We start from the raw sequence: 24,214 nt of genomic DNA on the forward strand, positions 1-24,214 counted from the left end.
TAAGTGGCGAAAGCCTCTGCATAAATCCTACAAGTAGATTTTTGAACACTTTTTGATGGCGTTTTTCATTTGACACGAGAGCGATGAGCCGGAAACCTGTTTAGGCAGGCATACTCCTGTACCAGCTTACAGTGAGGTGACATCATGCGTGAAATGAACCATGAAGAAATCCGGATTGTAGCGGGCGGACATCACAATCCAGACCCCAATAGCCCTTGGTTTCAGCTGGATAAGGGAGGGGAAAGCAGTGCCGTAGAGAAATGTATGGCAGATGCTGGCCCAGCACTTTCTGGTATAGGAGAGTTTCTTGGGGTTTTAGGGGGCGGTTTCGTCGGTGCTGTTGGTTGCAAAGCCGCAATAGCAAGCGGCCCTGGAACGTATGGTGCATGCATTGCAGGAGTAGGGTATATTGGCATGAAGGCGGGAGGCGAAGCGGGTCAGGGAGCCGCTGAGTTAGTCTGTTCTACAGCTGGGAATCCCGTGACAGGGCCAGGCACGGCTCATCAAGACTTCCTGGACCAAATGGAAGCCGGGACGTGGCCTATCGGAGGCCCCTTGTAGATAAAACCAAATTATAAATGCACACCTAAGTGCGGGGCTCAAAAATTTGAGCCCCGCACCAAAATTAATCTGGGGCGCGCGCAAATGAACAGGTATTATTTTGCAATGATGATCGCCGCAGTTGGAGGCGGTACGGTCATTGCCATGACTCTTTTGTTCCCAAGCCTGGGCTCGAATTGGCGCGCGCTCATCACGGCCCTGGTCATGGGCGCCCTTGCCTTCATCATCGAATCCATCCGGCAGCGCAAAAGGCAGATGAAAGGAAAATGATGTCTCTACGCCCGTGACATCCCAGTAACGCCAATGGAAGTTGGTGTTCGATCAATGAAAAGCCCAATGCAAAACACTCAGGCAATCAAGTGTAAAATCGGGCGCGGCGCTCGATACTATTGAGCTTCGGACCCGAGGTGCGCTATAGGAGGTATAATGACCAGAATTCATGCCGGACTGTTGGGGGGCTCTGTGAGCCTGGCCGCGCTTGTCAGTGTAGATCTTTTGTTTCCTGCACTGGAGGGCGTGTGGCGATCGCTCATGATTGCTGTCACCATAGGCCTCGCCATTTTCATCATCGCATCCATCCTGCAGCGCAAAGGGCAGTCAAACGAGGAGTGAAAATCTTGGATAATGCGAACTGGAAAACAGCGAAATAAATTCATTTAAACAACATGCTCCCGCTTATTTATTTAATGATCACCCGGCATACTTGGCGCCGCCATGACAATACATGATGATTCCATTCATTGAGTTTGAAGCCAGGCCGGATACGCCATGCCCGGATTGAAGGCCGCCCTGCTGGTGCTGGTGTTTGCCACCCTGCTCATGGCCGCCTGCAGCGGGCCTGACCCGCGCGTCATGCCGCAGCCGCTCGCTCTCGCCAAATGCGCTGGCGCGCCCTAAACACCATCCCCGTGTTTGCAACCCTGTCCCATCTCGCCCGGCTGGCCCGGGCCGCCTGGACGCTGGCGCGTCATGACGCGATCTTTCCGGCGGAGTATCAGGCCGTGTTTCCGGCGCCTGCGCGCTGGCTGGGCCGGTTTGCGCGCCTGATCGCCATCCGCGACCGGGCCGCCAATCCCGGCGAGCGCCTGGCGCGCGCGCTGGAGGCGCTGGGCCCGGCCTATGTGAAGTTCGGCCAGGTGCTGGCGACGCGCGCCGATGTGGTGGGGGCGGAGTTCGCCCGCGGGCTCGCCCGCCTGCAGGACCGCATGGCGCCCTTTGGCGAGGACGAGGCCCGCGCCATACTGGAATCCGAACTGGGCGCGCCGGTTTCGCAGCTGTTCGCTGCGCTCGGCCCATCGGTGGCGGCCGCCTCCATCGCCCAGGTGCACAAGGCCCGCACGCCCGACGGGCGCGATGTGGCGGTGAAAATCCTGCGGCCCGGGATCGAGCGGCGCATTGCGCGCGACATCGCCGCCCTGCGCCTGGGCGCACGCCTGGCCGAAGGCCTGTTCCCGCAATCGCGCCGCATGGAGCCGCGCGCCTTTGTGGAGACCGTGGCGCGCTCGCTGGTGCTGGAGCTGGACTTGCGTCTGGAGGCGGCGTCGGCCAGCGAGCTGTCCGAGGCCGCGCTGGCGGCGGAGAATCTGCACATTCCCGAGGTGGACTGGGCGCGCACGGCCAAGCGGGTGATGACCCTGCAATGGGTGGACGCCATCGCCCTGACCGACATGGACGCCCTGGACGCCGCCGGGATTGACCGCATCAAGCTGGCGCGCGACCTGACCGACGCTTTCCTCTCCACCGCATTGGAACGCGGCGTGTTTCACGCCGACATGCATGCGGGCAATCTGTTCGTGGGCCGGGACGGGCGGCTGTGGGCAGTGGATTTCGGCATTATGGGCCGGCTGGGCATGGAGGAGCGGCGCTATCTGGCGCTCATCCTCAACGGCTTCCTGACCCGCGACTATGACGGCGCCGCCGAAGCCCATTTCCAGGCCGGCTATGTGCCGGAACGCCATACCCGCGCCGATTTCGCCAGCGCCCTGCGCGCCGTGGCCGAGCCGATCTTCGGCAAGAGCGCCAGCGAGGTGGCCATGAGCCGCGTCCTGCTGCAGCTGTTCGAGATCACCGATCTGTTCGACATGCGCCTGCAGCCGCAACTGGTCCTGTTGCAGAAGACCATGGTGCAGGCCGAGGGGGTGTGCCGGCTGCTCAGTCAGGACCATAATATGTGGGAGGCCTCCGGTCCGGCGGTGACGCGTTTCATGCGCCGCGAGCTGGGCCCCGAAGGCAAGGCGCGCGACATATTGCGCGATCTCGACGCCCTGCGCGCCACGGTGATCGCCCTGCCCGCCACGCTGGAGCGCCTGACCGAGGCAGCTGAACGCCTGAAGGCCGAGCCGCCCGAAACCGGCGCGCGCCGCGCCTGGGGCCGCATGCTGCTTCTGGCCGCCGCCGCCCTGACCGGCGGCGCCGCAGGCGCGGCGCTCTATGCGGCGATTGCGCTGTAAGCACCCTTGTGCTTACATGGTGTTTGGAGGCCTCATGCGCGAGCGCAACACCCCTTTCGAACACCACCCGCCCGAAGACGCCGTGCGCGAGACCCGCAAGCTGCGCAAGACCGGCAACAGTTATGGCGTGACGCTCTCGCGCCGGGCGCTGGAGGCGGCGGGGCTGTCGCCCGACGAGCCCGTCTCGATCACAGCGGAGCCGGGCTGCGTGACCGTGCGCGCAGCAGGCGGCGCCCATGACGCCACCCTCGAGGCCGGGCGCGAGGCGTTGGCCCAATACCGGTTCGCCTTCGAACGTCTGGGGCGATGAGCGCGCCGGTCCTGCCAGATTACCCCGCCTTCGTGACCGTGCTGGGCGAGATCCTGTCCGAGACCGCGCAAACCCGGCTGCAATGGCGCGATGAAGGCCTGATGCGATCGGCCTTTGCGCGTCCGGCCCATCTGGCCGCCTATGCGCAAACCCCCGGCGCCTTCACCGCCGCGGCGGCGCTGGCGGGCGGGATCGCGCGCAATCACCCGCTGGTGGATGGCAATAAACGGGCCTCGGCGGCGGCTTTTCTGATCACGCTGCTGATCAGTGGATGGCGCCTGGACGTTACCCAGACCGATCTGGCTGAACGCTTCGAGGCGCTGGCCGATGGCGCGCTGGATGAGGCCGGACTGGCGCAATGGGGGCGGGCGCATGCGCTGGCCGATCCGCGCTTCACCCGCACGCCCGGGACGTGACCCGGGGGCCGGTCCGTATTATGGACGGAGGCGAGGAGGCCGGCATGGCGAGCAAGCGCATTCTTCTGATCATTGGCGGCGGGATAGCGGCTTACAAAGCGCTGGAACTGATCCGCCTTCTGGGCAAGGCGGGCGTGGCCTCGCGCTGCATCCTGACGCGCGCGGGCAAGCACTTCGTGACGCCCATGAGCGTGGCGGCTCTCTCAGGCGACAAGGTCTATGACGATCTGTTCTCCCTGACCGACGAGGCGGAAATGGGTCATATCGAGCTGTCGCGCTCGGCCGATCTGGTGGTGGTGTGCCCGGCCACGGCGGACCTGATGGCCAAGGCCGCCCATGGCATGGCCGATGATCTGGCCACAACTGCGCTCCTGGCCACCGATAAGCCTGTGCTGATGGCGCCGGCCATGAATGTGCGCATGTGGGAGCACCCGGCGACACAGGCCAATCTGGCCACGCTGCGGTCGCGCGGGGTGACGGTGCTGGACCCCGACGAGGGCGAGATGGCCTGCGGCGAGTTCGGACCGGGCCGCCTGCCCGAGCCTGAACGCATTGCCCAGGCCGTGCTGGCGGCGCTGAAAGCCTGATGCGCGCCGTCCTCACCGCCGGGCCAACGCTGGAGCCCATCGATCCGGTGCGCTTTTTGTCCAACCGCTCCTCGGGCAAACAAGGTTATGCGCTGGCTGAGGCGCTGGCGGCGCTGGGGTTTGAGGTCACTCTGGTGTCCGGACCCACAGCGCTCAACGACCCGCCGGGCGTGACGACCGTGCGCGTGGAGACCGCGCGCGAGATGCTGGCGGCGGTTCAGGCGGCCCTGCCCGCCGATGCGTTCATCGCGGTGGCCGCCGTGGCCGACTGGCGCCCGGCCGAGACGTCGGATGTGAAGCTCAAGCCGGAGAAGGCCGGTTTCGCCGCGCTGAAGCTGGTTGAGAACCCCGACATCCTGCGCACCATCGCCGCCCTTGAGCCGGGCGCGCGTCCGCGTCTGGTGGCGGGCTTCGCCGCCGAGACCCATGACGTGCTCGCCCATGCCCGCGCCAAGCGCGTGCGCAAGGGCGCAGACTGGATTTTCGCCAATGATGTCTCGGGCGATGTGATGGGCGGCGCGCACAATACTATCACCCTGATCACGCCCGATGGCGAGACCTCGTTCGGCCCGGCGCCCAAGGACGAGATCGCGCGCCAGATCGCCCGGCGCATCCACCAGGCCCTGGCGCGCTGAATTTGCGTCATCGCGCTCCGCCTTGCTAGGCTGGCCATTCGTTCAGCCATCGGAGCCGTCAGACCCTTGAAGACTTTTATCGCGTGCACCGCCCTCACCCTGGCCGCCGCCGGCACGGCGTCGGCCTCCTGCTACAGCCTCGATGAAGCGGGCGACGCCGCCCTGATGGAAGGCTATTCCGTCACCGAAGCCGCCCGCGGCCCGGGACTGATGGAGCGCCCGCCGGTCGCTGATGACGCCATCGGCGTGATGTGCGTGCGCCCGGCGCCGGAACTGCGCGAGAAGGATTTCGAGCTGCTCCATCACGGCCTGTCGCTCTATGTGCGCTCGGGCGCCGAAGAGGCGCCCACCGTCATCTCCCTGAGCCTGCGCGAGGGCGACCAGTACGCCGTACAGCTCCACGAGGGTGATCTGAGCGAAGACGACATTGCGGCCATCACCGCCGTTCTGGAAGGCTATGACGCCAGCGAGGCGGCCCTGGTGCGCTATTACCGCGATCAGGCGGACGGCTGACAGACTGTCCTGCGGCGGGGTAAGGCTGTTCATCGAGCATGCCTTTGTGATTCCCTGATCAGGATCTTCCCCATGCAGCTGCGCGTCCGGACGCTGGACCATTTCGACGGGCTGGAATTGCCCGCCTATCAGACGCCGGGCTCGGCGGGGCTGGACCTGCCCGCCGCCGTGGCCGAAGACGCGCCGGTGACCATTGCGCCGGGGCAATGGCGCCTGATCCCCACGGGGCTCTGCATCGCCCTGCCGGACGGCTATGAAGCGCAGGTGCGCCCGCGCTCGGGGCTGGCGGCGAAATTCGCCGTCACCTGCCTCAACACGCCCGGCACGGTGGATGCGGACTATCGCGGCGAGATCCGGGTCAATCTGATCAATCACGGGCCTGAGCCCTTCATCGTGCGGCGCGGCGAGCGCATCGCCCAGATGATCATCGCGCCGGTCACCCAGATCGTGTGGTGGCGCGTGGACACGCTCGACGAGACCGCACGCGGAGCGGGCGGGTTCGGGTCTACCGGGGTGTGAGCTGCGCCTTAACGTTTCCCTAATCGGCGCAAGTTGTTCTGCCGCCACACGATCAGGCGGCTGGACGTCTAGGGAGCAGAGCCGATGCGCGAAACCGGAATCGAGGACGCTGAAGCCGGACCGGACGAGGCGGGCTTTCTCATGCAGCTGCGCCCGCCGCCCGCTGCGGATGCGGACGCGCTGGCGGCCCATGTGGACCTGTTCACCGCGCGCTTCCTGACCGCCAGCGCGCCGGACACAGCCCGCTTCGCCCGGATCGACCCCCTGACCTGGGCGCTGGCGGCGCCGGCGGCCGAGCGCCATGGCGTACAGGACGCTGCGCTGTCGCTGGGCGGTGTCTTGTTCGGACCGGATGTGGACGCCGTGCGCCTGATCGAACGCAGCGCGGCGCCTGAGCCCGCCGCCCCGGACAACGACGCCGGCGAAGACTGGCAGATGGCTGCGCCCGAACCGCTTGATCTTGATGCGGACGACATCGATCTCGACAGCCTGATCGAGCCGCCTGCGCGCGCCAGCGCGCCGGATGTGGCCAGCGAGCTCGCCGCTTTCCGCGCAGAGATGCGCGCCATCGCCCGCGCCATTCCAGACGCCGCCGGCCATGAACGCGAGGCGCTGGCCGATTTCCGCCGCGAGATGACCGCCCTGACCGATGCTGCGGGGGACCGGATCGACGCGGCGGCCGGCCGCATCGAGTCCTGCGCGGCGGGCCTGCCGGAGGCGGCGGCGCGCGTGGAGGCCAGCGCCGCCCTGATGGAGACCAGCGTGCGTGAAGCGCTTGAGGCCCTGACCCGCGCCTGCGCCGCCATGAGCGCGGGCAAGGCCTCGCCCGGCCGCACAGCGTGAGGTCCCGGGGCGCGCTCATGGCCCGCCCCGATTTCGCCTTGTTCATTACAGGGCGTTAATGATACGCTCCCCCCAGAGGCTGCGGGGAGGCGCTCGTGAGACTGTTTCTGGGCCTGTTAGCATCCGGACTGCTGGCCGTATCCGCCTGGCATTACGGTCCCGAGGAAGCCCTGACGGCGGCCATGACCGCCGTGACGCCCTGCACCGACACCCTTCAGGACGTGCATCAGGCCATCGCCGTCCTGATCAACAGCTTCGACGGCCCCGGCGAGATCGCCCCCGGAAGCTGAGCTTCCGGACTGACCAGGCGGGCCAGCGGCTGCGCCGGCCGGCGGGCGCTTTCATCACGGCATCGTGCACGCCTTGCTTTCGCCGCGCGGCCCTAGTACATCCCGCCCCCTTACGCGAAGGGGGCCTGTCCGGTTCAAGTCCGGCAGGCCCGGCCGCAGAGAGGTTTTTCGATGAAAGCGCAATCCCAACGCCAGCTGCGCGCAGGCGAGCTCGTGCGCCGCGCCGTGGCCGACATCCTGCGCGAGGGCCATGTGCGCGAACCGGGCCTGTCGGGCCTGCCGGTGACCATCAGCGAGGCGCGCGTCAGCCCGGACCTGCGCCACGCCACGGTCTATGTCTCCGCCCTGACCCTGGCCGAGCCGGACGCGGTGGCCGCCGCGCTCAACCGCGCCTCGGGCTTCATCCAGAAGGAGCTGGGCCGGCGCATCGACATGAAATTCACCCCCAAACTCCGCTTCGAGGCCGACAGCCGGTTTGACGAGGCCATGGATGTGGAAGCCATGCTGGACCGCCCCGGGGTCAGGCGCGACCTGCCCGGGCGGGGAGAGGACTGATGGGCCGGCGCAAGAAGGGCGATGCGGTCCATGGCTGGGTGGTGCTGGACAAGCCGCTGGAGATGACCTCCACCCAGGCCGTCTCGGTGGTGCGCCGCCTGTTCAACGCTCAGAAAGCCGGCCATGCCGGCACGCTCGACCCGCTGGCCACAGGCGTGCTGCCGATTGCGCTGGGCGAGGCCACCAAGACCGTGCCCTTCGCCCAGGAGGCCGGCAAGACCTATCGCTTCACCCTGCGCTGGGGCCAGTCCACCTCCACCCAGGACGCCGAAGGCGAAGTCATCGCGCAGAGCGATGTGCGCCCTTCGACCGAAGCGGTGCGTGAAGCGCTGAAGTCGTTCACCGGCGATATCGAACAGATCCCGCCGCAATTTTCCGCCATCAAGATCGATGGCGAGCGCGCCTATGACCTGGCGCGGGCCGGCGAGACGGTGGCGCTCAAGGCGCGCCCGGTGCGCATCGACGCCCTGACCCTTCTGGACGCGCCCTCGCCGGATTTGTGCGTCATCGAGATGAGTTGCGGCAAGGGCGCCTATGTGCGCGCCCTGGCGCGCGATCTGGCCGCTGCGCTGGGAGCCGAGGGCCATGTGGCGGCGCTGCGCCGGGTGGCGGTCGGCGCCTTCGATACAGACGCGGCGGTCACACTGGACGCGCTGCGGGATTTGGTGCATAGAGACGCCGCGCTGGAAGCCCTCAGACCGGTCGAGACCGCGCTGGACGACATCCCGGCCCTGGCCGTGACCGAGGACGAGGCATTTCAGTTGAGGCAAGGACGGCCAATCGTTCTGCCTCCCCGGCGAGCTTCAGAGCTGCGCGCCCTTCGCCGCCCCCGTGACATCGGGGGCAAGGACTATTCGAAGGCCGTGCTGGCGATGGGGCGTGACCGGGCGGTCGCGATTGGCGAGGCGCGCGCCGGGAAACTCTCCCCGGTGCGTGTATTTCAATGGGAACAGGAGCCCAGATAGACGATGTCGATTACCATTGAGCGCAAGGCTGCGCTCATCAAGGAGCATGCCCGGGGCGACAATGACACCGGGTCTGCTGAAGTCCAGATCGCCGTGCTCTCCGAGCGCATCGCGAACCTGACCGAGCACTTCAAGACGCACAAGAAAGACAATCACTCGCGCCGCGGCCTCCTGAAAATGGTGTCGCAGCGCCGCCGTCTTCTCGACTATCTCGCGAAGATCGATCACGCCCGCTACACGGCGATCGTGAAAAAACTGGGCCTTCGCCGCTAGGCAGGGCCCTGGAGCGCCGGCCGCCACAGGGCGCGCCGGCGTTTCCATATCAAGGCCTGCGCAATCCGGCGCCGGCCAAACGTACGCACGAATGGAAACACATGTTCGATATCACGACAGAAACGATCGAATGGGCGGGCCGCACGCTCACCCTCGAAACCGGCCGCATGGCGCGCCAGGCCAATGGCGCAGTGCTCGCCACCTATGGCGAGACCACTGTCCTCGCGACGGCGGTGGCTATGAAAGAGGTGAAGCCGGGGATGGATTTCTTCCCGCTCACCGTGAACTACCAGGAAAAATACTTCGCCGCCGGCAAGATCCCGGGCGGCTATTTCAAGCGTGAAGGGCGCCCCACCGACAAGGAGACGCTGACCTCGCGCCTGATTGACCGGCCGATCCGTCCGCTCTTCCCCAAGGGCTTCAAGAACGACACCCAGGTGATGATCACCGTGCTGTCGCACGATCTGGAAAACGATCCGGACATCGTGGGCATGGTGGCCGCTTCGGCCGCCCTCTGCCTGTCCGGCCTGCCCTTCCTGGGCCCCATCGGCGCGGCGCGCGTGGGCTATAAGGACGGCGCCTATATCATCAACCCCACCGTCGCGGAGATGGCCGAGGGTGATCTCGACCTGGTGGTCGCGGGCACTGCGGACGCCGTGATGATGGTGGAATCCGAAGCCAAGGAGCTGTCCGAAGAGGTCATGCTCGGCGCAGTGACCGCCGGTCACGAAAGCTTCCAGCCGGTGATCGACGCGATCATCCGTCTGGCCGAGCGCGCGGCGAAAGAGCCCTGGGACTTCGTGCCCGAGGATCACTCCGCCATCGAGGCTGATGTCCGCAAGCTGATCGGCAAGGACATCGAGAAGGCCTACAAGATCACCAACAAGACCGAGCGCGTGGCCGCTCTGGCCGAAGCCAAGACCAAGGCGGTCGAGGCTCTGGGCGCCTCCGAGGAGCGCCCTGACGGCGTGCCCGGCAATGTGCTCAAGGACGCCATCAAGACGGTGGAAGCCAGCGTGGTGCGCGGGTCGATCATCAAGACCGGCAAGCGTATTGACGGCCGCAAGCTGGACCAGGTCCGCGCCATCGTGTCGGAAGCGGGCATCCTGCCGCGCACCCACGGTTCGGCCCTGTTCACCCGCGGCGAGACCCAGGCCCTGTGCGTGGCGACGCTGGGGACCGGCGAGGACGAGCAGTATATCGACGCGCTCACCGGCACCTACAAGGAACGCTTCCTGCTGCACTACAACTTCCCGCCCTATTCGGTGGGCGAGACCAGCTTCCGCCTGGCCCCGGGCCGGCGTGAAATCGGTCACGGCAAGCTGGCCTGGCGCGCGCTCAACGCGGTCATGCCCAGCGCGGAGCAATTTCCCTACACCATCCGCCTGGTCTCAGAGATCACCGAGTCCAACGGCTCGTCCTCCATGGCCACCGTGTGCGGCGGCGCCCTGGCGCTGATGGATGCGGGCGTGCCGATCAGCCGTCCGGTGTCGGGCATCGCCATGGGCCTGATCAAGGACCCTGAGGGCGTGGCCATCCTGTCCGATATTCTCGGCGACGAGGATCATCTGGGCGATATGGACTTCAAGGTGGCCGGCACTGAAAAGGGCGTCACCTCGCTGCAGATGGACATCAAGATCGCCGGCATCACGCAGGAGATCATGAAGACCGCCCTGGACCAGGCCCATGCGGGCCGCGCCTATATTCTCGACGAGATGAACAAGGCGCTGGGCGAGAGCCGCTCGGGCCTGGCCGCGCATGCGCCCAAGATCGAGACCATCCAGATCCCCACCGACAAGATCCGTGACGTGATCGGCACGGGCGGCAAGGTGATCCGCCAGATCGTCGAGGAAACCGGCGCCAAGCTGGACGTCAACGATGACGGGCTGATCAAGATCGCCGCCGTCGACCAGGCCGCCATCGACGCGGCCCGCGACTGGGTCATCTCCCTGACCGCCGAGCCGGAAGTCGGCAAGGTCTACAAGGGCAAGGTGGTCAAGGTGGTCGATTTCGGCGCCTTCGTGAACTTCTTCGGACCCAAGGACGGGCTGGTGCACGTCTCCCAGATGAAGAACGAGCGCGTGGGCCATCCCGGCGACGTGGTCTCTGAAGGCCAGCAGGTCTGGATCAAGCTCATGGGCATGGACGATCGCGGCAAGTTCAAGCTGTCGATGAAAGTCCTCGACCAGGAAACCGGCCAGGAGCTGTCTGACGCGGCTGAATAAGCCCGTCCGGACACGCGCCGAACCATCGCCCCGGCCGCGCCCTTGCGCGGCCGGGGTTTTTCTTGTCCGCTCATGCGCAAGAGGCCCTTCTGGCGCGGCTTTCTTTTGGTTTATGGTGCGCGTCCGTATTCAGGCGATTCTGGTCCCGTTGATTCGCCCCCCGAACAGAGGCGAGACATGAAGCTGATCATCGAACGCGCAGCCCTGCTCAAAGCCCTCGGGCATGTCCAGGCGGTGGTGGAGCGGCGCAACACCATCCCCATACTGTCCAATGTGCTGGTCAAGGCCGAGGACGGCTTCGTGCGCCTGACCGCCACCGATCTTGACATGGAGATCGTGGAGGAGGCCGAGGCGCGCACCGAAAAGCCCGGCGTGGTCACCGCGCCCGCCCATACCCTCTACGAGATCGCCCGCAAGCTGCCCGAGGGCGCGCAGGTGACGCTGGAGCTCAGCTCTGACGATCCGCGCATGACGCTGTCAGCCGGGCGCTCGCGCTTCAACCTGCCCGTCCTGCCGCCCGGCGATTTCCCGGTCATGCCCAGCGAGGACCTGGCGGTCACCTTCTCGTGCGCCGCGGGCGAGCTGGCGCGCCTGATCGACAAGACGCGCTTCGCCATCTCGACCGAAGAGACGCGCTATTATCTCAACGGCATCCATCTGCACGCCGCCGAGCGCGACGGGCGCAAGACCCTGCGGGCCGTGGCCACTGACGGCCACCGGCTGGCGCTGGCCGAGACCGGTCTGCCGGACGGCGCGGCGGGCATGCCCGCGGTCATCGTGCCGCGCAAGCCCATCCAGGAGCTGCGCCGCCTGCTGGAGGATCTCGACGGCGACGTTGAGGTGTCGGTGTCGGAGGGCAAGATCCGCTTCCAGCTGGGCGCTGCGGTGCTCACCTCCAAGCTGATCGACGGCTCCTTCCCGGACTATGAGCGCGTGATCCCGCGCCAGAACGACAAGGTGATGCGCGTGGACCGCGCGCCCTTCGCCCAGGCCGTGGACCGGGTCGCCACCATCAGCCAGGAAAAGTCGCGCTCGGTGAAGCTGGCCCTGACCGAAGGCCAGCTGGTGCTGACGGTGAACAATCCCGAAAGCGGCGCGGCCAGCGAGGAATTGTCCGCCGATTACAGCGCCGAAGCGATCTCCATCGGCTTCAACGCCCGCTATCTGCTGGACGTGGCCGGCCAGATCGAGGGCGACGAGGCCGTGTTCGAGTTCGCCGATTCCGGCTCGCCCACGCGGGTGACCGATTCAGGCGATCCTGACGCCGAATACGTGCTGATGCCGCTGCGCGTGTGAGTGAGGACGGCGCGGTCCGCCCCGGGGTCACCCGTCTCAAACTGACGGGCTTTCGCAATTATGCGTCGCTGGATCTGAGCCTGGATGCGCGCCCGGTGGCGCTCACCGGGCCCAATGGCGCAGGCAAGACCAATCTGGTGGAAGCGGTATCCCTGCTGGGGCCGGGGCGCGGCGTGCGCGCGGCGTCGGGCGAGGCGGTGCTGCGCCGGACGCCGGACGGGCCTGACCGGCTGTGGGCGGTGCACGCCGAGGCCCTGACCCGCGCCGGGCCGGTGACGCTGGCGGCGGGCTCCGAGCCGTCCGATCCGGCGCGCCGGCGCACGAAAATCGACGGCGCGGCCGCCACCCAGAGCGCGCTGGCGCGGGTGTTTCCCATGCTCTGGCTGACCCCGCGCGAGGACCGGCTGTGGGCCGGTCCGCGCGCCGACCGGCTGCGCTTCTTTGACCGGCTGGTGCTGTCCGGCGCGCCCGATCACGCCAGTCAGCTCAGCGCCTATGACAAGGCCATGCGCGAGCGCCAGCGCCTGCTGGACCGTATGGCCGAGGGCGCCCGGCCTGATCCGGACTGGCTCGCCGCCCTGGAAACCGAGATGGCCGGGCGCGCTGTGGCGCTGGCCGCGGCGCGGCTGGATGCGCTGGCGCGCCTGCAGGCCGAGATTGATGCGCGCCCGTCATCGCGATTTCCCACCGCCGAGCTGGCGCTGGAGGGCGTTGTGGAGGCCAGTCTCGCCGCCGGGGCCAGCGCGGCGGGCGCCGAGGACGCTTTCGCCTCGGCCCTGATGAAAGCGCGCCCGCGCGACAGCGCGGCGGGGCGCGCGCTCTCGGGGCCGCACCGCAGCGATCTCACCGCCCGTCACCGGGAGAAGGACCAGCCCGCCGCTGACGGCTCCACAGGCGAGCAGAAGGCGCTGGTGCTGGGGCTCGCTCTGGCCCAGGCGGGCGCCATACGCAGCCAGCGCGGGGCTGCGCCGGTGCTGATCCTGGACGAGGCCTGCGCCCATCTGGACGCCGGACGGCGCGAGGGACTGGCCGAAGCCATCCTGGCGCTGGACGCCCAGGCCTGGCTGACCGGGGTGGACGCGGCCCTGTTCGCCCCCTTCGCCCGCGCCGCCCAGCATGTGCGCATTGAGGCCGGCGCGGTGGCCCAGATTGGCTAGCCGGCGGTGGATGCGGACGGTTTGACCCCGTCCTCAGCGTCCTTCCGGGGGGCGCGCGCCGCGGTGATCAGCCGGGCGCTGACAGTGAGAAGCGCGTTCTTGTCCACCGGTTTGGCGACATATCCGTCCATGCCCATGGCCAGGTAACGGGCTTCATCGCCCTGCATGGCGTCGGCTGTGAGCGCGACCACAGGGGTCGCGCCATGGGGCAGGGTGCGCAGCCGGCGCAGGGTCTCCTTCCCGCTCATCACCGGCATATGGGCGTCCAGCAGCACCAGATCGAAGCGGTGGGCGGCGAACAGGTGCAGCGCTTCCTGCCCGCCCTGGGCTTCGGTGACCTGCGCGCCGGCGGTTTCCATAAAACTGCGCGCCACCAGACGGTTGATCGCATTATCGTCGACCAGAAGCACCTGCGCGCCAGCCAGCACAGCCAGATCATTGACCGCATCGGGCTGGTCCGCACCCGATTGGCCCACCACATCGGCCCGGAAGCTGAACGTGAAGCGCGCGCCCTCGCCGGGCGCACTGTCCACACTGATATCGCCGCCCATGCGCCGGGCCAGTTCGCGCGCGATCACCAGGCCCAGTCCGGCCCCGCCATGACGGCGCGCCGACGTGGCGTCAGCCTGGCTGAAACGCTGGAACAGGCGCGACTGGACGTCATCGGGGATGCCCGGTCCGGTATCGGCGATGGTGATCGCGATACGCCAGCCGTCCGGCATGACGGGCTCGGCCCGCGCTGTCACGCTGACAGCGCCGGAATCGGTGAACTTGACCGCATTGGCGATCAGATTGGACAGGCATTGGCGCACCCGCAAGGGGTCCAGCACCGCTGTGCGGGGCAGCGCCTCCAGCTCGCATCTCAGGGTCAGGCCCTTGGCGCTGGCCGCGTCGCGGAACAGATCGCACGTAGCGCTGATCAGCCCGCCGGGATCGGCCGCTTCCGGCGTGATATCCACGCGCCCCGCCTCGATCTTGGACAGGTCCAGCACGTCATTGAGCACGCCCAGCAATTGCTGGCCGGACTCGATGATGGTGCCGACTTTCTCCCGGTCCGCCTCACGCAAGTCCGGACCGTCCAGCGCCTGGGCCATGCCCAGCACGCCATTGAGGGGCGTGCGCAATTCATGGCTCATATTGGCCAGGAAGGCCGATTTGGCCGCGCTGGCGCCGCGCGCCTCCTTGAGCGCCGACTTGAGTTCCGAGGCCAGGGTTTCGGCGTTGTCGGCCAGATAGGCCACCGCGACATACTGGGCCACGGCCGCCACAAAGGATTCCTCCTCCGGCGTCCAGTTGCGCGTGGCGCCCACATGCTCGCAGCTGAGCACGCCGCGCACGCCCCGGCCCGTACGAATGGGCGCGTCGAGAATGGCGTGAATGCCGATGGGCTGGAGATACTCATCACCGAAGGCGGCGGTGATTGGATCGGTGAAAGCGTCTGTGACACAGACAATGCGGCCCGATTCAATCACATCGAAATAGGCCGGGTTGATATCGCGCTCGATGCGGTGACCGGCCTTTTCCCCGTCTGCTGCGGGCTTCTCGGCGTCATACAGATACTGGCAGGTCAGGCCCTGACCGTCCTCGTCCAGGCGCCAGACGCTCACACGCGTGGCGCCCATCAGATGACTGACCCGCCGGGACGCCTCGGCCACCAGCCGTCCGGCATTCCATCCTTCATCCATATGCGCGCGGCCCAAGGCCTCCAGCCCGGCATTGAACTGGCGCGAGCGCTCCAGCGCGCGTTGCAGGCTGGCCTCGGCTTCGGTGCGGGCGGCGACCTCCTGATCGAGGCGGCTGATCAGGGGTATCCAGCGCACAAAGCCGATCACCAGCACCACAAGGCTGATGGTGTAGCCCGCATAGGCGATGGCTTCGGTCTGGTCGACGCTGAGCCCCAGGGCGTCGCGCACCGGTCCGGCGAAATGCTCGCTGGCGTCAATCAGGGCCGAAATCGCCACCCCGATCTGGCCGGCGGCGATCAGGCGCGGACCTGCATGATGGCGTTTCAGCTTGCGGGTCACGCACAGGAATACCGCCGCCATCACCAGCGAGACGATCAGGATCGTAAAATCGCCCACCACCGTCATGTCTGTCATCGCGCACCCGCCTCTATCTGATTGTGCGCCTTGCGCAATATCACACAAGTTTGACCCAGTAGCGGTAAAGGCCGCGTTGACGCTGACCGGTGCGGATCCATTATTTGTGTTAGCTTGTTCTCAAATATTACCCTTGCTCACCCCGATCTCCTGGAGAAGCCCGCTCATGACCTTGCTGCGTTTCATACTGAGCCTTGCCGCCGCCAGCTGGCTTTTCGCCGGCGCAGGCGCGGCGTCCGAGCGCCTTCTGATCGTCAACAAGTCCGGTGACAGCCTGGCCATCACCGACGCCCGCACTTACGAGACCCTGGCCCTGGCCCCCACGCAGCATGAGCCGCACGAGGTGGCCGTATCTCCCGACGGGCGTACGGCCTATGTCAGCGATTACGGCTCGTCCGAGCGGCGCGGAAACACCGTCACCGTCGTGGATATCGCCACCGGCGAGGTGACCGCCACATGGGATCTGGGCGCCAATCTGGCCCCCCATGGCATCGCCGTCAGCCAGGACGGGACGCGCGTGTGGGTCACCACCGAAGCCAGCCAGACCGTGGTGGAGCTCGACAGCGCCAGCGGCGATATCCTCACCGTCTGGGAGACCGGCCAGGAGGTGAGCCATATGGTCACGCCGTCGGTGGACGAGACCCGTCTGTTCGTCACCAATCTGGGCTCGGGCTCGCTGACCGTGATCGACCGGCGCGATGACGCCGTGACCACGATTGTCACCGGCGCCGGGGCGGAAGGCGTGGATGTCACGCCGGACGGGCGCGAGGTGTGGGTGACCAACCGGGCCGAACACACCATCTCGGTGCTCGACGCACAAACCCTTGAGGAACTGGCCAAATTCGAGGCCGGAGGCCAGGTGCCCATCCGGGTGAAATTCACCCCGGACGGGGCGCGCGCCTTTGTCTCCAACGCCCTGTCCAACTCCATGACCGTGTTCGATGCGGCCAGCCGCGAGCTGATCCACACCATCGATGTGGGCGCGCTTCCCGTGGGCATTCTCATGAGCCCGGACGGGGCGCGGGTGTTCGTGGCCAATACCCGCGACGACAAGGTCTCGGTGTTTGACGCGCAAACCTACGAGCTGATTGACGAAATCTTCCCCGGCCGCGAACCGGACGGCATGGCCTGGGCGGTAATCGCGGACTGACGCCGGGCTTTAGTCCGCCGCGTCCTCGATGGCGTGCATGTCGTCGTCGGACAGGCCGAAATGATGGCCGATCTCGTGCACCAGCACGTGGGCGATCAGCTCGCGCAGGGTGACGTCGCCGCGCTCGCACCATTCCAGCAGGATGGGCAGGCGGTAGAGGAAGACATAGTCCGGCCCGTCATGGGGATCGGCAATGGATTTCTGGGTCAGATCGACCCCGTGATAGAGCCCGGTCAGCTCATACGGATTGTCCATCGCGAAATATTTGAGCGTGGTTTCGTCAGCAAAGTCGGTGACCTGGATCACCATATTGCCGCATAGCGCGCGAAACGCTTCGGGCAGGCCGGCATAGGCGGCCTCGGCGATGGCCAGGAAATCCTCCCCTGACGGCGCCACCGCCGGCGCGAACGCCGCCGCGGGGCCGCTCAGGGGCGCAGGCGTTTCGCCAGAGTTTTCAGCTTCATCACTCATGCCTGACGGGTTAGGCGCTCAGGCGCCATGCTGTCGAGGGCGAATTTCCGCTTGCCAGCGGAACTTTTGGTGAACACAATGGCGGACATGGCGCTCGATCTCGACCCCGATTGTCAACAGGCCAAGGCCCGCGCGGCGCTGGCGCGTGCGGATAAACCGGCCATTGACGATGCGCGCGCCCTGGCGCGCGGCGCGGCCCGGCTGCTGGCCGATCTGGGCGTGGCGGCGATCGCCGAATTCACCCTGCCCAGCGGGCGCCGGGCCGATCTGGCCGGGCTGGGCCGCAAGGGCGAAATGGTCATCGTGGAGATCAAGTCCGGCCCGGCCGATTTTCGCGCCGACGCCAAATATCCGGGCTATTTCGACTGGTGCGACCGGTTCTACTTCGCGGTGTCTTCACGCTTTCCCGCCGCCATCCTGCCTGAATCCTGCGGGCTGATCATCGCCGATCCCTTTGGCGGGGCGGTGGTGCGCGAAAGCCCGCTCCAGCCCCTGGCGCCGGCCCGGCGCAAGGCGCTCACCTTGCGCTTCGCACGCTGCGCCGCCGAGCGGTCCTTGCGGGCGCTCTAGATCAGGACCGGACCAATCCCCCGCCCGCCCGCCGGACCCGCATGACGCGAATCGCGGCTTGCGCCGGACACGCTGAGCGCTCATGCTGACGGCGAGGGGAAATGTGAGGGTGGCGTGATGTGGGTCTGGCTGCGCGCGGTTCTGGCCGGGATGCTGGCGGCGGGGGCGTCTGGCGGCGTTCTGTGGCTGGCCGGCGAGGCGGGCATTGAGAACGCGCGGGGCGCAGCGCTGCCGGGCGTTGTCATCGCGCGCGACGGCGCCCAGCGCCTGTATCGCGCGCCCCTGCCCCACTGGGCGCCGCCCATGTCCGAAGCGCGTGAAGGCGCTGGCGCTGAAGCCAGCGGTCAGGCGGCCACGCTTCAGGGCCTGCAGTTCGAACAGGTCGAGCAACATGTCTGGCTGGGCGATTCCCGCCCGGTGGCGCTCACGCGCTTTCGCGTGCGCGCCACCACTTCCAGCGCCGCCGATCAGCTGGCGGTGATGACCCGCATCCCCTTTCTGCCTGGCCATCAGCAGGCCATCGTGCATGAGGCGGTGATCGTGCGCGGGCGCGAACGCATCGATGTGACCGGCGATGTGGCGGTCCAGTTCGCCCGTCCCGGCATGGATGCGCGCACCCTGTCCCTGACCGGGGTCAGCGAGGCGCAGCTGCGCCTGCCCGGCGTGCGCCGGGGCGACGCCATCGAGGTGACGGTTGCGGTCCGGGGCAATCACCGCCTGACCGACCGGTTTGATGTCAGCGCCGCCATCGCCGCGCCCGGCGCGGCGGTGGGCCATCACCGGGTGACCGCCACCGGCCCGGCCGGCGCCATGAGCCTGTCCCACGACGTGATCAGGCGCGAGCGCGCAGGCGAGGGGCTGGAGCGCCTGGTCCTGCATGACGGAGCCTTCACGCCGCAATGGCCCGAGCCCTATAGCGCCCCCTGGCGTCAGACGGGCGGCTACCGGATCATCTCGCGCATGCCCTCCTGGCGGCCCCTGGCCGATTGGCAGGCCCGGCTTTACCGGCCGGACGTGACCCCCGGGGTGGAGGCCATCGCCCGCACCATCGCCGAAGCCCATGACGAGCGGGCCGACCGCATCACCGCAGCGCTGCGCTATGCCCAGCGCGAGATCCGCTATTTCGCCCTGGCGCTGGGCGATGGCGGCTATGTGCCCCGGAGTGTGAGCGAGACGCTGCGCCTGTCAGAGGGCGACTGCAAGGCCAAGACCCTGTTGCTGATCTCCATTCTGGACGCGCTCGATATCGGCGCTGTTCCGGTGCTGGTGCACACCCGTCTGGGCGCCGGCCTGGACCGTCTGCCCGTCACATCGGGAGCGTTTGATCATGTCATCGCCGGGGTCGAGCATGAGGGCGTGTGGTACTGGCTCGACCCCTCCTGGCGCGAGCAGCCCGGCGCGCTGACCAGGATTGGCCATCATGATTATGGCTGGGGCCTGATCGCGCGGCCCGGCGAGGACGCCCTGACCCGGCTCACGCCGCCCGCGCCGCCCGCGCCGGATCTGATGCTGGAAGAAAGCTATGTGCTGGACACCGATGGGGCTGCGGATTTCACGGCGCAATGGGCTTTCGCCGGGGCCATGGCCGATATCATGCGCCAGGCCGCCGACGAGCAGGGCCGGCAGGCCCATCTGGACTATTTCACCCGCCAATACGCCAACCGTTTTGAAGAGGCCGCGTTCGAACCCGGACCCCAGGCGCGCGATGTGCGCGCGCGCAATGAATACCAGTTGAGCTTTTCCGGCCGGATCCGGCTACGCGATTTGCGCGCGCAGGAGGCGCGCCAGGCCGGTCAGGATTCGCCGGCGGTGGTGATCGCGCCTCATGCGGCGCTGGCGCCGGTGCAGATCGTGGACATGCGTGACCGCGCCGCCCCCGTTTATATCAGCCAGGCCCGCCATGTGCGCCACCGCGTGCGCGTCACCCTGCCCGAAGGCTGGGCGCCGCCCGAGGCGTTCGAGGCGCGCTTCGCCACTGCCCTGTTCACGCTGGACCAGTCGCTGGCGCCTTTTGCGCACGATGGCGCCCCGGCCGATGACGCCTCCGGTTTTGTGCTGGAGATGGCCTATCAACTGCATCCGGGCGAATATTCCGCCGCCCAGCAATTGGACTCCATCGGCGCGCTCAAGCGCGCCCTGGCCCGCAGCCATGTCTGGCTGCCCGGCGGCGAAGGCGGAGGCGTGATCAGCGACGCCGCCGCCCTGGACGCAGCCAGCGCGCCCGGCCTGCCCGCGCTGCCTGCCTGGCAGGACGGCTCAATGCCGGGCTCGCCCCTGGATGCCGGCCGGATCCCGGTGGCCATCGCCTATTGACCTGCCCGCACCGGGGAAACATGGATCAACCCGCCAGCAAGCGCGGCCCCCTTGTGTATTGGGATTGTGCGATGGTTATTGCGGGACGCAGGCCGATACCCCCGGGCGTTGGAGCCCGCAAGCCGACTTTGGCCAAGATTGCGTGGTTGTAGTTTACGGCTTCGGGCCGCATCAGCCGCGAACCTGTCCATCACTCATTTCCAACACCCGGTCGACATAGGCAATCGCTTGCGGCCGATGGGCGATGATGATCTGAGTCACAGGTATCCTGGCCAGTGCCTGCGTGATCCGCTCCTCACTTCCTTTGTCAAGGTTGGCGGTGCCCTCGTCCAGCATCAGTATCGAAGGTTTGTTGTAGAGCGCGCGCGCCAGCAGAATCCGCTGAAGCTGACCTCCGGACAACGCCGAGCCCATATCTCCAACAAGGCTGAGATAGCCCATGGGCATGGCGGCGATCTCGTCATGGATTGCAGCAGCTTTTGCGCACCATTCGACGTGCTGCATGTCCACGGCGTTATCAAAAAACGAAATATTCTCCGCCAGAGTGCCTGACAGCAGGCGGTCATCCTGCATGACGACCCCAATCTGGGAGCGCACGGCGCGCCGTCCGAGATGGGCCAGATTGCGGCCATCAAAACTGATGCTGCCTTCCTGGGGCGTGTAGAGGCCGAGAAGCAGCTTCATCAGGGTGGACTTGCCGCCCCCCGACCGGCCGACAATGGCCAGCTTCTCACCCGGCGAGACCTGAAGGCTCACGCCGTCGATCACCCAGGGCTCGTGATCGCCATAGCGAAACCGAAGATCCTTCACGCCGATCGCGCCCTGCAGTCTTTGCGGCAGAGTGGATAATTTCTCTTGAGGCTCTTCCGGCTCGGTCTGGGCGATGTCCGCCAAACGTTCGAGATGGAGCCCCACAAGCCGCCAGGAAAAGAGCGTGTTGACCAGTCCGACTGCCGCGCCGGTGAATGATGATCTGTAGGACTGGAATGCGAATAACATCCCCAGAGTCATGTCCCCGGCGATCACAGCGCGGGCGCCGAGATAGAGGACCGCGAGGGTCTGGGCGCCCGACAACAAGGCGTGGCCAGACCCGGACCAGATGCCAAATCGCTCAAGCCGGATACCAATATTCATATTGGTGGCGAACAGATTTTGCCAGCGATTGTGGCGCTGTTCTTCCCGGCCGAAGAGTTTGACCGGACGGATGGAGCGAATGGTTTCCAGAAAGTGTGACTGGACGTCTGCCGAAGTCTGGATCTGTTCCTCGGTCATACGCCGGATATAGGGATAGCTCGCAAAACGAGCGATAAAATAGAGCGTCAGGAAGCCAAGCACTACTACAGTGAGCGTTGGCGCGTAGAAGAACATGAAGAGCAGCGTGCCAATGGCCATCAGCCCGTCCAGTGCGGCGCCGATAACTCCTGCGGTAATGAGATTCTGAATGGGACCTATTGACCCGAAACGTGTGACGATATCGCCCACATGGCGCTTTTCAAAAAAGTCCGCGGGCAATCTCATCAAATGGCGCAGCAGGTTGGCCTGCATCTGGAACGTCATCAGCTTTCCCAGATACATGCCCACAAAGCCGCGAATGGCGGTGATGGCCACCTGCAGCAGCGTCAGGATCATGAAGCCGATAATGACCGTATTCAGAAGATCGAGATCGGCTTTGGTGATCGCCTCATCAACAACGATCTGGTTGACCAGCGGGCCGACAATCACGAAAAGCTGCAGCAGCAGCGACAGAAAGAAGAGCTGCCAGAGACTGCCGGAGAGCCCCCGTATGCGAGACCAGAAATCACCCAGCTTCAGCGTGGTGACAGTGCGCTTGGTTTCGAAGAAGGGCGTGGGCGTCAGTTCCAGCGCGACACCCGTAAAGCTGTCTGAAGCTTCGGCCAGCGACATCGTGCGCCGACCCCGGGCCGGATCGTGAATCACCACCTGGCCGCGCTTGACCGAAGCCAGCACCACGAAGTGGTTCATGTCCCAGTGCAAGATGGCCGGCAGCCGCAATTGCTCGAGTTCGTCAATCTCACACCGCACGGCCCGGCAGGAAAAACCCATGCCGTCGGCGGCCTGCATCAGCCCCTGTAACGTCATGCCCTTGAGTGACAGCGACAAGGTCGCGCGCAGCTCGGACAGATTGGTCCGGCGTCCATGCCGTGAGGCTATCATGGCCAGACAGGCCAGCCCGCACTCAGACGCCTCCGCTTGCAAAATCGTCGGCATCCGTCCGCGATGGAACAGCTCTTCAATCATGGATGGACCGTTTCTGAGATTGCCCCGGCGCGAGGATTGCTACATCCTGTGCATGCGGGGTCAATACGCAGAAGGCGACAAATATGCTTTTCAGGCGCGAAGTTCTCGACGCGCAGTCTGACAGCGGCATGGGCGAGGTGGTCATCGTCCAGCCCCGCATATTGGGCGCGATGACCCTTGCTTTCACGGTCATCACGGCCAGCGTGGCCATATTCGTCATCTTTGCAGAGTTCTCCCGTAAGGAGACCGTGCTTGGATATCTGGCGCCTGAAGGCGGTATTGCAACGATCACCCCGGTGGGCGGCGGCGTGGTGGTCGAGGTTCTCGTTCAGGAGGGACAGGCGGTCAGCGCCGGAGATCCGGTAATCCGTCTCAGCACTGAGCTGGTTGGGGCTGAGGGCGGATCTGCGTCTTCCCAGCGCGCGGAGATTGAGGGCCGCATCAGAGAGCTGCAGCTGCAGCGCGAGGCCCAGATGCAGCAGTTTGATCAGCAGCATGAGCGGCTGCAAGCGCGCCTTGATGCGCTCACCCTGGAGCAGGGACGGCTGGAAGTGCGCGCCAGACTTGCCCGGGAAAGCGTCGAGATGGCCGAGGCTCAGCTTGCGCGCTGGCGCGATCTGGCGGATCGCGGTTTTGCGCCGCTGGCCGATGTTGACCAGCGCAGGCAAGCCTATTTGGCCGCCCTGGGCGCCAGGGAAGACATAGACGCCCTCATTATTCAGCGGCAGAGCGAGCGTCGCGAGGTGCAGCATGCCATTGCTCAGCTTCCCCTCGATCGCGACATCGCCCTGTCCCGTTTGCGCAGTGAGGGAGCGGCGCTCGCACAGACCCGCCAGGAACTGGACCGCGCTGCAGGCTATGTCCTGAGGGCGCCTGTGAGCGGCCGCGTTACGGCCATGCAAGCGCAACTCGGCGCGACCGTGCGCCCCGATCAGCCGCTCGCCGCGATACTCCCGGAAGGCCAGGTTTTGCAGGGTTATCTTCTGACGCCGACCAGCGCAGCGGGGTTCATAGAGAACGGCCAGGACGTGCGGCTGCGTGTGGATGCATTCAACTATCAACGCTTCGGCACGCTGAGCGGGCATGTGACGGAGGTATCGACATCGGCCTTGTCGCCGCTGGAGGTGGCCGGGCCCATCCCGACAGCCCAACCGGTCTATTTGCTCCGCGTTGAGCTTGGGCAGCAGACACTGACGGCTTACGGAGAAGCCCGCTCCCTGCAAGCGGGGATGACCGTGATGGCCGACGTCATCGTGGACCGAAGACCGCTATGGCGATGGTTTATTGATCCGGTGATGGCGGTTAGGGGAGATTAGGGTAAAATCCCGTGATGCCGATTCTGGTCAACTGAAAGCGCAATATAATCTAAGTCAAGGCGGCAACACAATATGAGTTCATGATAAATGGAACCATCTTTAGGTGTGTTATTGCATTAAAGGCAAAATGTAAATCCAGCACTCATTTTTTGCACGTACATATTACATATTATTGCTGGCGCCAAAATGTGTTACTAAATTTCCATTAGTCCAACAGTCCAAGAGGTCATTGGGGGTTAGGAACATTCGATCTGTCCGCCACAATCCAGAATTCTTCAGGATTAAGTTCAGATATGATATCGCCTCACTGAAAGCTGGTGCAGGCGCACGCCCACCTGAACAGAATCCATTTCAAGCGCTCCCGCTTCAAACGAACATTACGATCTTGAAGTGCGCGATAATGCCCTCATGAGGGGCGCATCAGGCGGTGTGGCGGTTCTT

At 65.9% G+C, this 24,214-nt stretch carries 23 protein-coding genes and 1 pseudogene; 21 read left to right on the forward strand and 3 right to left on the reverse strand.

The window, feature by feature from the left end:
- The first annotated feature begins 645 nt into the window (after positions 1-645).
- From F1654_RS13705 to recF, 17 genes and pseudogenes are all read left to right on the forward strand, one after another.
- Complete coding sequence (locus F1654_RS13705) at positions 646-831, forward strand: hypothetical protein (protein WP_150024131.1); 186 nt, start codon at positions 646-648, stop codon at positions 829-831.
- 156 nt (positions 832-987) lie between these two features.
- On the forward strand, positions 988-1,173 hold the full coding sequence (locus tag F1654_RS13710) for a hypothetical protein (protein WP_150024132.1): 186 nt from the start codon (positions 988-990) through the stop codon (positions 1,171-1,173).
- A gap of 156 nt (positions 1,174-1,329) precedes the next feature.
- Positions 1,330-1,458: a hypothetical protein gene (locus tag F1654_RS14140; RefSeq protein WP_269844622.1), complete on the forward strand. Its 129-nt coding sequence runs from the start codon at positions 1,330-1,332 to the stop codon at positions 1,456-1,458.
- 11 nt (positions 1,459-1,469) lie between these two features.
- Positions 1,470-3,011 (forward strand): 2-polyprenylphenol 6-hydroxylase, encoded by a 1,542-nt coding sequence (gene ubiB / locus F1654_RS13715; protein WP_150024133.1) that lies wholly within the window; start codon positions 1,470-1,472, stop codon positions 3,009-3,011.
- Positions 3,012-3,045: 34 nt separating this feature from the next.
- Positions 3,046-3,321: an AbrB/MazE/SpoVT family DNA-binding domain-containing protein gene (locus tag F1654_RS13720; protein WP_150024134.1), complete on the forward strand. Its 276-nt coding sequence runs from the start codon at positions 3,046-3,048 to the stop codon at positions 3,319-3,321.
- Positions 3,318-3,737: a Fic family protein gene (locus F1654_RS13725; RefSeq protein ID WP_150024135.1), complete on the forward strand. Its 420-nt coding sequence runs from the start codon at positions 3,318-3,320 to the stop codon at positions 3,735-3,737. Before F1654_RS13720 ends, F1654_RS13725 begins: the two co-directional genes overlap by 4 nt.
- Before the next feature lie 44 nt (positions 3,738-3,781).
- A pseudogene (gene coaBC / locus F1654_RS14200) lies at positions 3,782-4,959 on the forward strand (bifunctional phosphopantothenoylcysteine decarboxylase/phosphopantothenate--cysteine ligase CoaBC).
- Positions 4,960-5,025: 66 nt separating this feature from the next.
- Entirely contained in the window at positions 5,026-5,472 is a 447-nt protein-coding gene (locus tag F1654_RS13735) for a hypothetical protein (protein ID WP_150024136.1), read from the forward strand.
- A 72-nt stretch (positions 5,473-5,544) separates the two neighbouring features.
- Positions 5,545-5,991 carry a dUTP diphosphatase gene (dut, locus tag F1654_RS13740; RefSeq protein ID WP_150024137.1) on the forward strand — a complete coding sequence of 149 codons (447 nt, stop codon included), beginning with the start codon at positions 5,545-5,547 and terminating at the stop codon, positions 5,989-5,991.
- A gap of 84 nt (positions 5,992-6,075) precedes the next feature.
- On the forward strand, positions 6,076-6,834 hold the full coding sequence (locus tag F1654_RS13745) for a hypothetical protein (protein ID WP_150024138.1): 759 nt from the start codon (positions 6,076-6,078) through the stop codon (positions 6,832-6,834).
- Between the two features lie 95 nt (positions 6,835-6,929).
- A complete protein-coding gene (locus F1654_RS13750) occupies positions 6,930-7,124 on the forward strand; it encodes a hypothetical protein (protein ID WP_150024139.1) in 195 nt (64 codons plus the stop codon).
- A gap of 171 nt (positions 7,125-7,295) precedes the next feature.
- Entirely contained in the window at positions 7,296-7,679 is a 384-nt protein-coding gene (gene rbfA / locus F1654_RS13755; RefSeq protein WP_150024140.1) for a 30S ribosome-binding factor RbfA, read from the forward strand.
- On the forward strand, positions 7,679-8,644 hold the full coding sequence (truB, locus tag F1654_RS13760; RefSeq protein ID WP_150024141.1) for a tRNA pseudouridine(55) synthase TruB: 966 nt from the start codon (positions 7,679-7,681) through the stop codon (positions 8,642-8,644). Before rbfA ends, truB begins: the two co-directional genes overlap by 1 nt.
- Before the next feature lie 3 nt (positions 8,645-8,647).
- On the forward strand, positions 8,648-8,917 hold the full coding sequence (gene rpsO / locus F1654_RS13765; RefSeq protein WP_150024142.1) for a 30S ribosomal protein S15: 270 nt from the start codon (positions 8,648-8,650) through the stop codon (positions 8,915-8,917).
- A gap of 101 nt (positions 8,918-9,018) precedes the next feature.
- Positions 9,019-11,142 carry a polyribonucleotide nucleotidyltransferase gene (gene pnp / locus F1654_RS13770; RefSeq protein ID WP_150024143.1) on the forward strand — a complete coding sequence of 708 codons (2,124 nt, stop codon included), beginning with the start codon at positions 9,019-9,021 and terminating at the stop codon, positions 11,140-11,142.
- A 177-nt stretch (positions 11,143-11,319) separates the two neighbouring features.
- Positions 11,320-12,438 (forward strand): DNA polymerase III subunit beta, encoded by a 1,119-nt coding sequence (gene dnaN / locus F1654_RS13775; protein ID WP_150024144.1) that lies wholly within the window; start codon positions 11,320-11,322, stop codon positions 12,436-12,438.
- Entirely contained in the window at positions 12,435-13,595 is a 1,161-nt protein-coding gene (recF, locus tag F1654_RS13780; protein ID WP_150024145.1) for a DNA replication/repair protein RecF, read from the forward strand. Before dnaN ends, recF begins: the two co-directional genes overlap by 4 nt.
- On the opposite strand, the gene F1654_RS13785 is transcribed toward recF, so the two are convergent.
- A complete protein-coding gene (locus F1654_RS13785; protein ID WP_150024146.1) occupies positions 13,592-15,694 on the reverse strand; it encodes a hybrid sensor histidine kinase/response regulator in 2,103 nt (700 codons plus the stop codon). The genes recF and F1654_RS13785 overlap by 4 nt on opposite strands.
- 166 nt (positions 15,695-15,860) lie before the next feature.
- Between F1654_RS13785 and F1654_RS13790 the strand changes: the two genes are divergently transcribed.
- Positions 15,861-16,844 (forward strand): YVTN family beta-propeller repeat protein, encoded by a 984-nt coding sequence (locus tag F1654_RS13790; RefSeq protein ID WP_199200593.1) that lies wholly within the window; start codon positions 15,861-15,863, stop codon positions 16,842-16,844.
- Positions 16,845-16,853: 9 nt separating this feature from the next.
- Here the strand turns inward: F1654_RS13790 and F1654_RS13795 are convergent, their stop codons facing one another.
- The gene (locus tag F1654_RS13795; RefSeq protein ID WP_150024148.1) at positions 16,854-17,315 is read right to left on the reverse strand and encodes a metallopeptidase family protein; all 462 of its coding nucleotides are present in this window, start codon (positions 17,313-17,315) and stop codon (positions 16,854-16,856) included.
- 78 nt (positions 17,316-17,393) lie between these two features.
- Here F1654_RS13795 and F1654_RS13800 point away from each other — a divergent pair, with 78 nt between their 5' ends.
- On the forward strand, positions 17,394-17,885 hold the full coding sequence (locus F1654_RS13800) for an MmcB family DNA repair protein (RefSeq protein ID WP_150024152.1): 492 nt from the start codon (positions 17,394-17,396) through the stop codon (positions 17,883-17,885).
- A 117-nt stretch (positions 17,886-18,002) separates the two neighbouring features.
- Positions 18,003-20,198 (forward strand): DUF3857 domain-containing protein, encoded by a 2,196-nt coding sequence (locus F1654_RS13805; protein ID WP_233205320.1) that lies wholly within the window; start codon positions 18,003-18,005, stop codon positions 20,196-20,198.
- A gap of 171 nt (positions 20,199-20,369) precedes the next feature.
- Here F1654_RS13805 and F1654_RS13810 read toward each other — a convergent pair whose 3' ends face one another.
- On the reverse strand, positions 20,370-22,457 hold the full coding sequence (locus tag F1654_RS13810; RefSeq protein ID WP_150024150.1) for a peptidase domain-containing ABC transporter: 2,088 nt from the start codon (positions 22,455-22,457) through the stop codon (positions 20,370-20,372).
- Between the two features lie 83 nt (positions 22,458-22,540).
- On the opposite strand from F1654_RS13810, the gene F1654_RS13815 reads away from it, so the two are divergent.
- The gene (locus F1654_RS13815) at positions 22,541-23,773 is read left to right on the forward strand and encodes an HlyD family efflux transporter periplasmic adaptor subunit (RefSeq protein ID WP_150024151.1); all 1,233 of its coding nucleotides are present in this window, start codon (positions 22,541-22,543) and stop codon (positions 23,771-23,773) included.
- Positions 23,774-24,214 lie beyond the last annotated feature (441 nt).

Origin of the sequence: Alkalicaulis satelles (assembly GCF_008630495.1) — a bacterium.
GTDB lineage: Bacteria > Pseudomonadota > Alphaproteobacteria > Caulobacterales > Maricaulaceae > Oceanicaulis > Oceanicaulis satelles.